The sequence below is a fragment of the Pseudomonadota bacterium genome, from assembly GCA_039024915.1.
Classification (GTDB): Bacteria; Pseudomonadota; Alphaproteobacteria; order Rhizobiales; family MH13; genus MH13.
The window spans coordinates 359302-372246 of sequence record JBCCPK010000002.1 but is presented as its reverse complement, the minus strand read 5'-3'; the positions used below and the strand labels follow the sequence as shown (position 1 = coordinate 372246).

Genomic DNA, 12945 nt, shown 5'->3' with positions numbered 1-12945 from the left:
CTGACCTGCGTTATTTGTCGCTTTTAATGATTTCGGTCATGGTCACGCCAAGCTTGTCTTCGACCAAGACAACCTCTCCACGCGCAACCAAGCGCTCGTTGACGAATATGTCGATCGCTTCCCCGACCCTTCGGTCGAGTTCGACGACGGTCCCGGGCCCAAGGTCGAGCAGGTCAGAGACCCGCATGTTCGACCGGCCCAAAATTGCCGACACTCTCACCGGTACATCGAAAACGGCCTCAAGATCGCTCGCATCTTTTGGGCCATGAGCGCCGTCGTCGGAACTGTTTGCTTCTGGACCCTCAAGTTGGTCGAGTTCCAGGTTCTGCTTGCTTGCGACGTCATCTGTTTCATCGCTCATAGGTCATCTCCGTGTTGCCGCGATGGCGCGTCGGACGGCATAGCTTGCGACTGGTTGACGTTTCGATCGAAGTAGTCGGTCACCAATTGATCGATAGCGGCTTCGAGCTCACGCTGACTTCGCGCAAGGCCACCATCCGCCCACTCAATTTGAGCGTCGCCGGGCGCCATGTCTTCATCTCCGATATAAACCAAGCGGCCTTCAAACCCCTGGACCTGGGCGGCTGCTTCCAACCTCTCACGAACCGTTTCGAGGTGCGCTTCGGGCATCCGTATAACGAGGTGAGACGCATCAAACATGGGGGCCAGGCAGGCCCTAAAAAGCTCTTCGACTTCTCCGACCGGTTCTTTTTCCATCAGCCTGCGTGCGAGTTTTTTCGCTGCGGCCAATGCTAGGGTGACCGCTCGCGCTTCTCGCTCGGCGATCTCGGCGTCCAATCGTGTCAGCAGTGTTGAGACGATGCCCGTAAGCCGCTGGGTTTCTTCCGCCACAGCTCGAGAACCTTCTGCGAGCGCTTCTTCCCGCCCGGCATCATGTGCTTCTTGACGAACCTTCCGCTCCAGCGCTGCCATGTGCGCTTCGTGCTCGTAAAGGCTGATAGTCGGCTCCGCTTCCTGCTCATCTCGCTTTCGCGCTTCGGCGTCGAAATCCAGATCAAACAGGTAACGCGCGGCGGGGGATGTGGTCGGGTTCATCAGTAAACCACCTCGTCGTCGCCCGAGTTTTTGGCGATGACCATCTCGCCTTTGGCGGCCAGATCCTTCGCAATGTTGACCAGGGCCATTTGAGCCTCGTCCACCTCGCGCAGACGCACAGGTCCAAGAATCTCCATTTCCTCTCGAATTGTCTGCGCTTGGCGGGTAGACATATTTGACAGGAAGTAGTCGCGAAGTGTTTCGTTTGCGCCCTTGAAGGCAATTGGCAGCTGCGTGAGGTCGGCGTTGCGTAGAAGGACTTGGATCGACGCGCTGTCCACCTTGCCGAGATCCTCAAAGGTAAACATTAGCGCCTTGATCTTTTCGGCGGATTCGCGGTTGTCTTCTTCAAGGGTTGCGAGGAACTTTGCCTCGGTTTGGCGGTCGAAGTTATTGAAGATCTCCGCCATAGTTTCATGGCTGTCACGCCGGCGGGTGTGGGACAGGTTGGACATAAATTCCGTCCGCAGGGTCTCTTCGACTTTATCGAGAATCTCCTTTTGGACAGACTGCATGCGCAGCATGCGCTGAATGACCTCCAGGGCCAATTCTTCCGGTAAAAGGGACAGCACTTTTGCAGCGTGGTCGGGCCTGATCTTGGAGAGGACAACGGCGGTCGTCTGCGGGTATTCATTTTTCAGATACGAGGCCAGAACGTTCTCTTGGACGTTTGAGAGTTTCTCCCACATGTTACGGCCAGCCGGGCCGCGGATCTCTTCCATGATCGCGGCGACTTTGTCGGGGTCCATGAACGATTGAAGCAGGCGTTCGGTCGCATCATAACCACCAGAGATCGATTTGTTGGTGGTGACGTTGTCGATGAACTCAATAAGAACCGCTTCGATGACGTCGGTCGACAGGCGCCCAACCACAGCCATTGATTGGGAAATTTCGCGCAGTTCTAGATCGTCCAGCCCCTGCCAAAGCGGGGCGCCATGTGTGTCCCCAAGGGCTAGCAGAAGTACAGCTACTTTCTCGGTGCCCGAAAGCTGCTCGATGGTAACCTGTGACTGATCTCCACCAGCGGTCCGCTGTGCGGCTGTTTGCTGTGCGGGGGCGAGGGCAGTGCTCATGTGCTTGCTATCCCTCTAGTTTTGCTGCGCCGGCGTGGACATCCAAGCGCGGAGCACACCTAACGCGTCTTGTGGTCGTTCTTTAATCAGGTCGCCGACTTGGTCGAGCGAGTGCTTTTGGACCGCACCAAGCGCCAACGCGTTCTCGAGCGCTTTGGTCGTGGTGTTCTCCAACGCAATTTCCGGGACGTTGGGCATAGGTGACTCAATGACCTCGCCATTGGGCCCTATGACCACGCCTTCCGCGTTCGGCCCACCGGCAAGAAGAGCTTCCGCAGGTTCATCAGCTTCAAAAACGCGACCAAGCAGCGGTCGTACGACAAAGAACAGAACGATCAGAGTGAGCACTGCGATGACTGCGAGCTCGACGGCGCGCATGATGTCGTCCTGCGTGAAATTAAATAAGCCTTGATCGTCGGGAAGCGACAAGTCCGGTCGAGCGGCAAATTGAAGGTTGACCACCTCCACAACATCGCCACGGGTCTGGTCAAAGCCGACCGCGGAACGCACCAGTGCTGCGATCTGCTCGAGCTCTTCGTCGGGGCGCGGCGCATAGGTTGGTGCGCCTTCCTCGCTTTGTGCGTAGGTTCCATCAACCAAGACCGCAACGGACAGTCTTTGCAAGCTTCCCGCCTCTACAATCTCAGTCCGGCTCGTAGACGAGATTTCGAAGTTTACGATCTCCTCTGCGGTTTCGCGTGCTTCCTGGATTCCGCCTTGCCCGGAAGCGGGGTCTGCGCCTGGAAGTTCATTGCCAACCGTGACTTCGCCCGCAGTCGTGTCACTGGTTGACCCGGTCTCTTCTCGGCTCTGTGTGGAGCGAACAACCTGCCCATCGGGGTCAAACACCTCCGAGGTTTCGGAGATGCGGTTATGATTGAGTTCAACCGCGACACTCACACGCGCCCGACCGGGTCCGACGACCTCGCTGAGAATGTTTTCAACCTGCGTCCGGACCCTGTTCTCCATGGCGATAGCGCGTTCATCAAGGGACGCGGCCATCATGGCTTCTTCGTTCTCGCCTGCACCGGACGCAAGCAAAGCACCGGTCTCATCGACGATAGAGACCCTCGATGCGCTCAGGCCGTCGACGGCTGATGCTGCGAGGTGTTGAATTGCTCGAATTTGGCCGGGGTCGAGCCGTCCTCGTACGCGTAGGACGATTGAAGCCGTCGCCTCGCGTTGATCACGCTGAAAAAGCTCTCGCTCCGGCAGCACAAGATGGACGCGAGCGGCTGCAACTTGGTTGATCGACGAAATGGTCCGAGCCAGTTCGCCCTCGAGTGCTCGAAGCTGATTGACATTTTGGACGAAGCTGGTCGCCCCGAGCGTCGATGACTCGTCAAAAATCTCATATCCAACGGTACCGCCGGTCGGTAAGCCCTGCTCAGCGAGACCCATCCTGAGCCGCAGAACCCCCTCTTGCGGTACCAGTATGGTTGTTCCGTCATTCCGCAGTTCAAACGGAATGTTCTGCGTTTCGAGTTGGCGGATCACCTCTGATGAGTCCTCAAAACTCAAATCAGTGAAAAGCGGCACCAAGACCGGAGCGGTCACCCGCATTGTGATAAAAATGAAGAAGGCGATCAGCAATGCCGCCACGACGCCCATGGCGCCGAGCCGCGCAGGCCCAAGATTCTGAAAAAATGCCAACATTGACGCGTGTCACAACCCCACCAGCCACCGAGAGCCGGCGGCGTGATCCATTAGGCAAGAATTGCCCACCGCATGGTAAACAGGCCGTTAATCGGACGCCGTACGATGCAAGAATTCGGATCGGCCGTTCAGAAAAGTCTTAGGCAAACGCATAAAAGCCGGCCAAAGGGCCGGCTAAAACGCTTGCGTATGGGCTTAGTTTAGCTGCGGTACTGTTGGATTCGCGTAGTCCGTAAGCCAGCCAGACCATGCCGGTCGATGGACATCTGCCAGGACAGGAACTCTTCCACCGTCAGCCGGTACCGCTCACACGCTTCTTCCAACGACAACAGGCCGCCGCGTACAGCCGCAACAACTTCCGCCTTCCTGCGAATGACCCAACGACGGGTCGAAGTTGGCGGGAGGTCCGCGATCGTCAGCGGGCTACCATCGGGCCCAATGACATATTTCACGCGGGGACGCTTGAATTCGGTCATCGTACTCTCACTCAAACACTCGATAACTCAAGTGCGAGCATAGAGGACGGAGCTTAAGGAGGCCCTAAGGGCACAGTCACGAATTGTTAGGAACTTTTGTGACCTCGCCAAGGTATCTGGAACGATTGTTTCACCACGCCCAAAGTCCTTAGCCGCCGGTGTCAACGCTCTGGATGGATGATAGTCGGACGTCCACATCGCCTATGCTCAGAATAGGTTCAGCACCGGTAACATTGATACTGGTAACCGTGCCTGTGACTGCTGTGTTGACGTCAACAGGTGAACCATTGGCAGTCTCTCCGACAACCTGGATCGTGTAGACGCCCTCCGGCGCAGGGTTGCCTGTGTCCATTATGCCGTCCCACTTGAACTCTGACGTCCCAGGATCGACCGAAAGGGGTGTGGTGAAGACCTGCTGACCGCTGGCATCAAAAATACGGACTTGCGAGCCTTCTGCGCGCCGATCTGAATTGAGCGACCACGTTGCGGTTCCTTCCGAGAGGTTTGCGGCGACGCCCTCCGCCGTCACCGTCGCTCCCAAATAGCCGACGACCGCATTCACTGCCTGCGCTTGCGACGATGTGATCAACTGCTCAAGATACGAGTTTGATTGGATTTGCTGTTCGACCGACGAGAACTGCACCAACTGATTGGTGAACTCATTGGTGTCCATCGGCTCAAGCGGATCCTGGTTCCGCAATTGCGTGGTCAGCAACTGCAAAAATGTATCAAAATCGTCCGCCAGCATCTGACTGTCGCGCTCAGAGTTGGCGACGGCGACTTGCGCAGCGCTACTGCTGGCCAGTTGCTCAAGAGTGCTCACAACCGTTTCTCCTTCGAAATCATCTAAACCCTGCTGAACTCAGACCCATACATCCACATGGCCTCTAACGCTGATGTGGAGGTTTGCCACTTCACCGGGATCTGAGTCGACCGGCTCCTCGTTGGCATCAAGCACGCTCGATGTGGCCTCTTCTGCCCCTTCCTGATCCTGCGCATTTGCTTCGCGATCAAAGGTGCCGTTGAAACCTTGTTCATGTCCGCCGCTCTGTTCTCCCGCTAGCTGAAAGCTAACCGCCCCTGGTTCCGTCTTAAGCCCAGCCTGTTGCAGTGCGCGTTCCAAACCGCGCGCATCTGTTGTCAGCATTTCCAGCGTCTCAACGCGCTCAACGATCAAATGCGCTCTGGCCTTGCCTGCTCCATCAACTTGAAGCCTTACGGTCAGCGCTCCGAGCTCTGGCGGATCAAGTCGGATATCGAACTGAGTGCGGCCCTGCGCGGCCTGCCGGACAATCTCTACCGCGAGCGCATTCATAGGAACGGCGTTCCCCGCCAGTGTCGACGGTGCTCCGGGCAACGATGATAGTCCTAGCCCTTGTTGGGTAGGTTGTTGGGTCTGGAGAATCTGAAGTAGCTGCGGCCCGTCATTTTGGTTGGTGAGATTGGTCTGGTTTGAAGGGTTCAAGAGCTCCATACCGTCAAAGGTATCGGAGTTGGCTGCGGACCAACTGGTAACCTCGGCAGACGTCTGTCGACTGGTTTGAGAGTTGGAGTTGGCTGCGGACCAACCGGTAACCTCTGCAAACATCTGTCGACTGGCTTGAGAGTTGGAGTTGGGTTCGGGTTGCACGGGCGCTTTCGGCTCCCCAGCAATCAGGTTGCCTGACGCACCGGTACTTGTCACGGAGACCGGTGCTTCGCTGCCTTCCACTTGCGTCAGTTGGGCGCCGGAAAGTGGAGTTCTAGCTTGGGCGCGCTCAAGAGGTTGGGTTTGGCCGGTTAGATTTCCTGGCAGGAATGCGTTCTGCCAATCCGTTACCGGCGACCGGCGTTCAACTGGCGCAAGCTTTGCGTACAGATCGGCGAGTGCTCCGGAACCGGACAGGTTGCCTGGACTGACGTCAAGGCTTGCCACCGTTGTTTGCCCAAGTGAGCCACTGGTTACCGGTATCGCCGGCAACTCTTCTACCATCGTGAGCTCGTCAACCTCGGTTGTTTGGCGCTCCAAAGTCCATGCTGAGACGCGTTCCTCTGCGGGGGCTACGGGTTCTGCGAGGCCTTCCTCTACCGCTTCGGCACCATCAATTTGCTGCTCGGTCTGTGTTTCATCGATGGATAGTTGTTCAAGCGGAACAACCGGCTCAATGCGCAACATTGGCTCCTCTATCGCCGTGCTCTCCACTTGCTCGGGTAAAGATGGTGCGTCGTTGATTTTGATTTCTTGTTGAAGGCTCTCGTCAAAAGCTCGTTGATGTGGTGGATCGCCACTGACGCCGTTTTCGGCCGAGCGCTGGCCGCCGGAAGAGAAGTCCTTGGGTCCAGCCGGAACCTGCAGCAATGTCGGTAATGGGGATGGAGCAGACAAATCAGAGGCCCTCAAAAGCGCAACGTACGCGTCAGCTTTCAATTGCCGTGCCAAGATCTTTCCTTCGTGAAATCAGGTCACTACGGTAATCCCTGGACCTCAACCACCTGCTTCTCGGCAGGCATTGCCTAGCGCTGGGACAAATCTGCCTCCCACCGTTTGCCCCAAGTGCGATAGTTGGCTAGATACGCCTTTATTGTACCGATCTTGATAGCGAGCACAGCGCGCTCATGAAGCTTCATTTGCCTGGAAACCCGGATCCGGCTGCCACGCGTGTCGTGGTGGCCATGTCTGGCGGTGTCGATTCCTCCGTTGCCGCAGGGCTCGTTCGGCGGGCGGGCTACGACACGGTCGGAATCACCCTACAGCTCTACGATCATGGGCAGGCGCTCAAGAAAAAGGGCGCTTGCTGCGCGGGGCAGGACATCCACGATGCACGAAACGCCGCTGACCGGCTCGGAATTCCGCACTATGTGCTCGACTATGAAAGTCGTTTCAAAGAGCAGGTAATCGACACCTTCGCCGATGCGTACATGACAGGCGAAACACCGATCCCCTGCGTTTCGTGTAATCAGACCGTCAAATTCTCAGACCTGCTTGCGACTGCGCATGAACTGGGAGCGGCTGCCCTTGTAACCGGGCACTATGCAGTTACCCGTCCGGATGCCGCGAGCGGGCATATGGCGATGTATCGCCCCGCCGATCTGGCGCGTGATCAAAGCTACTTTCTTTTTGCGACGACACAGGAGCAGCTGGATTACGTCCGCTTTCCTCTTGGCGATCTGACCAAAGATGAAACGCGCCAGATCGCAATGGAAATGGAACTGGACGTCGCCAACAAGCCGGACAGCCAGGACATCTGTTTCGTCCCGAACGGGTCATACGCTGATATCATCGCCAAGCTGCGGCCGGAGGCTGCAGAGCCGGGTCCGATTGTTCATGTGGATGGGCGGGAGCTTGGGCGTCACGATGGCATCATTCATTACACTGTTGGTCAGCGCCGCGGGCTGAAGGTTGCAGCTGGCGAACCCCTTTATGTTGTGAAAATTGATGCTCCGCGTCGGACGGTCGTTGTCGGGCCCAAAGCTTCACTTGGTGTGACGCGCATACTGTTGAGAGACTTCAACTGGATTGGTGGGCAAACTGCGCAAATACAGCGGCAGCTTGTTGCCCGGGTGCGGTCCTCTCGGCCACCTCAACCTGCCACTTTGCGGATCGAGGATGGAGTGGCTGTCGTCGATCTTGCTGACGGCGAAATAGGTGTTTCTCCCGGACAGGCGTGCGTCTTATATGCTGACGATCAGCCTGGTGCGCAGGTGTTAGGCGGCGGCTTTATAGACAAGACAGTGGCTTGCTTCGAGCGGGCGGCGGCGGCCTAACGTATGCGGGCAAGTTGAGGTTGACGCAGCGGGTGGCGATCCATATACGCGCTGTTCGTACATAGGGCGTGTTGTTACATGCTTATGCGTGGCGGAGTAGCTCAGCAGGTTAGAGCAGCGGAATCATAATCCGCGTGTCGGGGGTTCAAGTCCCTCCTCCGCTACCATTTTTTCTTATATATTGCAGATGGTTAGATGTTGTCCCCTGCGGGCGCATTCGCGCGTGGAGCGTCCGGGGTTGCATTCTGGGTTTCAGAAGCGTGCGCTTGGATGCGATGGTTTGCAAGTTGCTGGCCAAGGTTGCGGCAGGGCGTCACTTCTTGGCACGAGTACTTGCAGGGCCAACACTGAAGACTGCCACAAAATCCTGCAATCGCCCTTTGTTGGACGGGGCGGCCCGGCTACAGAAGACTGAGAACAACAGTGGACACAGCGCCACCAAGTAGCCGAGTGGGCATCAATGGATAACGCAAGAAATGAGTATAGCGAGTTTGTCCTTTTCTCAGAGGACGAAAACAACGCACTTGATCACCGGAGTGAGACCCGTGAGGTAAGAGGTAAGCCGACCACTTATGTGAACTGCCTCGTCCGAAACAAGGCTGTTCAGCTAAAGCCCGAAGAGCGGACCCGCCAACTTTGGTTGGCTCGATTGATTGACCAATACGGCTATGCGGCATCTCGTATTCAAGTCGAGTATCCCATCACATTTGGGCGCGACAGCTCGAAGCGCGCGGATATCGTGGTCTTTGATGCAGACCGCCCAACCGTCCCCTACATTATCATCGAAGTGAAGGCTTCCAAACTACGAGACGGCAAAGAACAACTGCGCTCTTACACCCACGCTACAGGCGCGCCTTTAGCGGTATGGAGTAACGGCATTCTGGCCGAAGTCTGGCATCGCAAGAACCCCAACTACTTCGTTCCCATACATCACCTGCCACAGGCGGCGCAGACGATTGAAGATATCGTCGATCAACCCTGGACCATTCAAACCCTCATCGACAAAGAGAACGAGCGGGAGCGCGAAGGGTCCAAAGCTCGATCACTGCGCGAATTGATCGTGGACATGGAGAACGAAGTGCTGGCCAATGCTGGCGTCGATGTCTTCGAAGAAGTGTTCAAGCTCATCTTCACCAAGCTGCACGATGAGATGACATCACACCGTAAAAGGGTGCCACTCCGTTTTCGAAACACCAATACTGCGGCCCAACTCAAGGAGAAGATCCAGGGTCTGTTCAACGAGGCAAAGCAGGAATGGCAGGGTGTGTTCCTTGATGATGAACGCATCCGTCTTTCACCTGATCATCTGCAAGTCTGCGTCGGATCATTGGAGGAATGGAAACTTTTCAACTCGAACCTTGATATCATCGACGACGCGTTCGAATACCTCGTGGGTAAGTCTTCCAAGGGAGAGAAGGGCCAGTATTTCACTCCTCGTTGGGTTATCGACATGTGTGTGAAGATGCTCAATCCGCAAGAGCAAGAAACTGTCATCGACACTGCTTGTGGTTCCGCCGGGTTCACCGTGCACACCATGTTCCATGTATGGCGGCAGATCTATGCAGACATGGGTTTGCCCGAAACTGACCTCTTCACAATGGAGGAAAAAGAACCGCGCGCAATCGATTACGTGCGGAAGAATGCTTTCGCCATCGACTTCGATGAGAAAAGTGTACGCGTTTCCCGGTGCCTCAACCTTATTGCAGGGGATGGCCAGACCAACGTCCTGCACTTGAACACACTTGACTGGACGAAGTGGGACGAGACCGTTCAGCAGGAAGACTGGCGAGACGCCTACAACGATGGCTGGAAGGGGCTACGGCGACAGCGCAACAGCAAAGCTAAGGGTGACTATCGCGACTTCAACTTCGATATCGTGATGGCCAATCCACCCTTCGCTGGTGATATCAAGCAGTCGGACATGCTTTCCCCGTTCGACCTGGCCCACAAGAAGACGGGCAAATTGGAACGCTCAGTGGGCCGAGACTTGTTGTTCATCGAACGCAATCTGGACTTCCTAAAACCGGGCGGGCGCATGGCCGTCGTGCTACCTCAAGGACGCTTCAACAACTCATCAGACCAGCGGGTGCGCGAGTTCATAATGGAACGCTGCCGCATCCTCGCCGTGGTAGGTTTGCACCCCAACACCTTCAAACCGCACACCGGCACAAAGACGAGCGTTCTTTTCGTGCAGAAATGGAACGACGATCCTTCAGTGGGGCCGCTTTGCCAAAGGGCGGGGGACTACAACATCTTCTTCGCCACGCAGCAGGTGGAAAGCGTCAACAACTCGGGCGAGAAGGTCTATGTGCGCCGAGATGACGGCACACTGATGCGCGACACGCATGGGCACTTCATCGTCGCCCATGACCTCTACAATCACGAAGGGCTGACGCAGGACGGCATAGCCGAAGCCTTCCAAGAGTTCGCCGCGCAGGAGCAGTTCAGTTTTTTTCGCCACGCCCCTTCGACAGCGGCCGCCTAAGCACACTGTTGGAGGGGCTGGAAGCCTCAGTACTACCCTTCTCGGAAGTGAAGTCGGACAATCGCGATATCCGCATCGATAGCCCCTACTTCTCTCGTGACGCGCTTGCGGCGGATGCTCTGATCGCGAGCCGGAACCCAGAGAAGGTCAACGACATCGCTTCCGACGTGCGTAGCTTCGGCGCGTATGCGCTTACAAACGAGTTCGAATATCAGGATGAGGGCATCCCGTTCCTGCGGGGAACAAATTTTGCTGGTGATTTTATCAACTTCGCCGATGTGCTTCGCATATCGCCGGAGGCCCACACTCTATTGCATAAGTCAGAAGTGACCCCCGGTATGGTCCTTCTGTCCATGTCAGGGAGTGTGGGAAGCGTGGCAGTCGCGCTCGATACTTGGGAATATCCCGTCAACTCCAATCAGGATATCGCGAAGATCATTCCGGCCAGCGTTTGCCCCTTCTATCTGGCCGCTTTCTTGTCTTCATCATTCGGTCAAACACAGGTCGACCGCCTGCCGGTAGGCAGCGTTCAGCAGCATATTTTCCTATGGATGATCGAGCGCATCAGTGTTCCCCGCTTTTCAACGGCCCTTGAGGAAAAGGTGGGGGCGCTAGCGAAGGATGCCTATGATCGGAACGAAGCTGTCGGGCAGTTCTTCACTCAGGCCGAAGAAACTCTGCTTGAGGCGCTTGGGCTGGCGGACTGGACGCCACCGGAACCGCTCAGCTACTCCGCCCGCGCCAGTAACGCCTTCGCCGCCGGGCGCTTGGATGCGCAGTATTTCATGCCCACCAAGGAGCAGGTTCGGCAATCGCTCGCGGCGCTTCCGGGGCAGGCGCTTGGCGACCGCGTGGACAGCATCCGCGACATGTTCGTGCCCGACCGTGCGCCACGTGAGAAGCTGGTCCGTAACTACGACGTAACCAATGCTCTGGTGCCGTTGCTGGACGCCGAGAAGGAACCGCAGGCCGCAGGCGAGATCGGCAGCGTCAAGAAGAGCTTCAAGGATGGCGATGTCGCGATATCCCGGCTGCGGGCATACCTGCGGGAAGTGGCCGTGGTGCGCACGGGTGACGACATACCCTCGGTCGGCTCGTCCGAGTTCATCGTGCTGCGTCCCAAGACGGGACAGGCCAATATCTCCCCTGAAACCCTCATGGTGTTCCTGCGTGCGACCCCGGCGCAGACCATCTTGAAATGGTGTCAGGACGGCTCACAGCACCCACGTTTCAGCGAACGGGATTTGCTGTCGATCCCCGTGCCGGACGCGGTGGCCGGTGTCTCTGACCAGATCACAACCATCGTGCAGGACGGCTTCGCCGCGCGCCACAAGGCCCGTCAACTTCTCGAAGCCGCAAAGCGCGCCGTCGAGATCGCCATTGAAGAAGGCGAAGACGCGGCGATGGCCTTCCTCGACGAAGCAGAGGGGGCAGAGTAATGGCGCTTCCTCCCCACGCTCAAGAATGGATGAACCGGGCCGAAATCGACTACATCGGTCCGTTTGTTAAAGCATGGGCCGCATTCAATGCATGGTATCGGCACGACAGCGGCGAGACCACGGAACGCGCGATGCTCAACTTTGCGGTGCGCCACCACAACAGCCGACTACGCCGCCGGGTCCTGCCTTTGCTTGATAACGGCAACGGAACGGCCGAAGCGGAACGGCTTAAGCTGGCTGTCTGCGACCTGCAACAGATGCTTGATGCCATCCACTTCGAAGTCACTCCCAAGGGTCGTCGAGAGCGGGTGTCGCTTAGGCAAGTTTGCATCAATCCGCTTGTCGGCTGGCGCAGTGATGAGACGGAACGTAGCGGGCAGAGATACACCGCGCGTAAAGCTGGCGGACAGTATGAAATCACTGTTGTGTCGATCCGCACCGGGCACGTGAAACTGCAACACACGCAGCCAAGCTACGACCCAAACGAGATTTACGCACTGCCTGCGTTCAATGACGCTTTGTCGGAACCACAGCGCACCACCCTTCGCCAGTTCTACGACGCTTGCAACCCGCGCCCAATGATGGACCTTGTTCAAGGTAGTGGTCCGGCTCTGGATATGTCGACCATGCAGTTTCAGTGTACAGCTGAAGACCTTTTGGCTGGGCTGGTCGAAACGCTTTACGCCATGCGGAACGCCCTACTTCACGGCGAAGTCGATCCAGACGAACAGGTCTTGGCCTGCTACGAACCTGCCTATCGGATCGTCTTGTGCTTTCTTGAACGCATTCGGTAAAAGAAGCTCGGTTGAATGTGTCCGAGAGGCAGCTTGATTGATCCGCTGGAAATCACCGTCTTACGCTCAATCGGGCTTGCTGGGACATTTGCTGCAGAACAACAAGCGAAGCCGAAGCACCCGGAAGATTACGCGCGCCGGATGTCCGGGTGAAAAGACGGATAGGCCGTCAGAAGGGTGATGGATAAACTCTACCGTTTGTCGTCGGACAACGCTCGTGGA

General features: G+C 56.9%; 11 protein-coding genes and 1 tRNA gene. 5 read left to right on the top strand and 7 right to left on the bottom strand.

Features of this window, described 5'->3' with window-relative positions:
- Positions 1-10 precede the first annotated feature (10 nt).
- The 7 genes from fliN to AAF739_05010 all read right to left on the bottom strand — a co-directional run bounded on the left by fliN (position 11) and on the right by AAF739_05010 (position 6626).
- Complete coding sequence (gene fliN, locus AAF739_05040; GenBank protein MEM6382019.1) at positions 11-361, bottom strand: flagellar motor switch protein FliN; 351 nt, start codon at positions 359-361, stop codon at positions 11-13.
- Positions 358-1056, bottom strand: a complete 699-nt coding sequence (locus AAF739_05035) for a FliH/SctL family protein (protein MEM6382018.1) — start codon at positions 1054-1056, stop codon at positions 358-360. The genes fliN and AAF739_05035 overlap by 4 nt, the downstream gene beginning before the upstream one ends.
- Positions 1056-2129: a flagellar motor switch protein FliG gene (gene fliG, locus AAF739_05030; protein MEM6382017.1), complete on the bottom strand. Its 1074-nt coding sequence runs from the start codon at positions 2127-2129 to the stop codon at positions 1056-1058. Before fliG ends, AAF739_05035 begins: the two co-directional genes overlap by 1 nt.
- A 15-nt stretch (positions 2130-2144) precedes the next feature.
- Complete coding sequence (gene fliF, locus AAF739_05025; GenBank protein MEM6382016.1) at positions 2145-3785, bottom strand: flagellar basal-body MS-ring/collar protein FliF; 1641 nt, start codon at positions 3783-3785, stop codon at positions 2145-2147.
- A 200-nt stretch (positions 3786-3985) separates the two neighbouring features.
- On the bottom strand, positions 3986-4261 hold the full coding sequence (locus AAF739_05020; GenBank protein MEM6382015.1) for a DUF1153 domain-containing protein: 276 nt from the start codon (positions 4259-4261) through the stop codon (positions 3986-3988).
- 148 nt (positions 4262-4409) lie between these two features.
- The gene (locus AAF739_05015; protein ID MEM6382014.1) at positions 4410-5084 is read right to left on the bottom strand and encodes a flagellar hook capping FlgD N-terminal domain-containing protein; all 675 of its coding nucleotides are present in this window, start codon (positions 5082-5084) and stop codon (positions 4410-4412) included.
- Positions 5085-5123: 39 nt separating this feature from the next.
- Entirely contained in the window at positions 5124-6626 is a 1503-nt protein-coding gene (locus tag AAF739_05010; GenBank protein ID MEM6382013.1) for a flagellar hook-length control protein FliK, read from the bottom strand.
- Positions 6627-6856: 230 nt separating this feature from the next.
- Here AAF739_05010 and mnmA point away from each other — a divergent pair, with 230 nt between their 5' ends.
- From mnmA to AAF739_04985, 5 genes are all read left to right on the top strand, one after another.
- Positions 6857-8005 carry a tRNA 2-thiouridine(34) synthase MnmA gene (gene mnmA / locus AAF739_05005; GenBank protein ID MEM6382012.1) on the top strand — a complete coding sequence of 383 codons (1149 nt, stop codon included), beginning with the start codon at positions 6857-6859 and terminating at the stop codon, positions 8003-8005.
- Positions 8006-8095: 90 nt separating this feature from the next.
- Positions 8096-8172 (top strand) — tRNA-Met (locus tag AAF739_05000).
- A gap of 293 nt (positions 8173-8465) precedes the next feature.
- Complete coding sequence (locus AAF739_04995; protein MEM6382011.1) at positions 8466-10490, top strand: N-6 DNA methylase; 2025 nt, start codon at positions 8466-8468, stop codon at positions 10488-10490.
- A gap of 8 nt (positions 10491-10498) precedes the next feature.
- Positions 10499-11929, top strand: coding sequence for a hypothetical protein (locus tag AAF739_04990; GenBank protein MEM6382010.1), 1431 nt, complete (start codon positions 10499-10501; stop codon positions 11927-11929).
- Positions 11929-12723 carry a hypothetical protein gene (locus tag AAF739_04985; GenBank protein ID MEM6382009.1) on the top strand — a complete coding sequence of 265 codons (795 nt, stop codon included), beginning with the start codon at positions 11929-11931 and terminating at the stop codon, positions 12721-12723. The genes AAF739_04990 and AAF739_04985 overlap by 1 nt, the downstream gene beginning before the upstream one ends.
- Positions 12724-12945 lie beyond the last annotated feature (222 nt).

What these genes read in the sequence shown, in the direction of transcription:
- AAF739_04995 (MEM6382011.1), top strand. Translation starts at nt 8,466, where the DNA reads ATGGATAACGCAAGAAATGAGTATAGCGAGTTTGTCCTTTTCTCAGAG.
- AAF739_05020 (MEM6382015.1), bottom strand. Translation starts at nt 4,261, where the DNA reads ATGACCGAATTCAAGCGTCCCCGCGTGAAATATGTCATTGGGCCCGAT.
- fliG (MEM6382017.1), bottom strand. Translation starts at nt 2,129, where the DNA reads ATGAGCACTGCCCTCGCCCCCGCACAGCAAACAGCCGCACAGCGGACC.
- mnmA (MEM6382012.1), top strand. Translation starts at nt 6,857, where the DNA reads ATGAAGCTTCATTTGCCTGGAAACCCGGATCCGGCTGCCACGCGTGTC.
- fliF (MEM6382016.1), bottom strand. Translation starts at nt 3,785, where the DNA reads ATGTTGGCATTTTTTCAGAATCTTGGGCCTGCGCGGCTCGGCGCCATG.
- AAF739_04985 (MEM6382009.1), top strand. Translation starts at nt 11,929, where the DNA reads ATGGCGCTTCCTCCCCACGCTCAAGAATGGATGAACCGGGCCGAAATC.
- AAF739_05035 (MEM6382018.1), bottom strand. Translation starts at nt 1,056, where the DNA reads ATGAACCCGACCACATCCCCCGCCGCGCGTTACCTGTTTGATCTGGAT.
- fliN (MEM6382019.1), bottom strand. Translation starts at nt 361, where the DNA reads ATGAGCGATGAAACAGATGACGTCGCAAGCAAGCAGAACCTGGAACTC.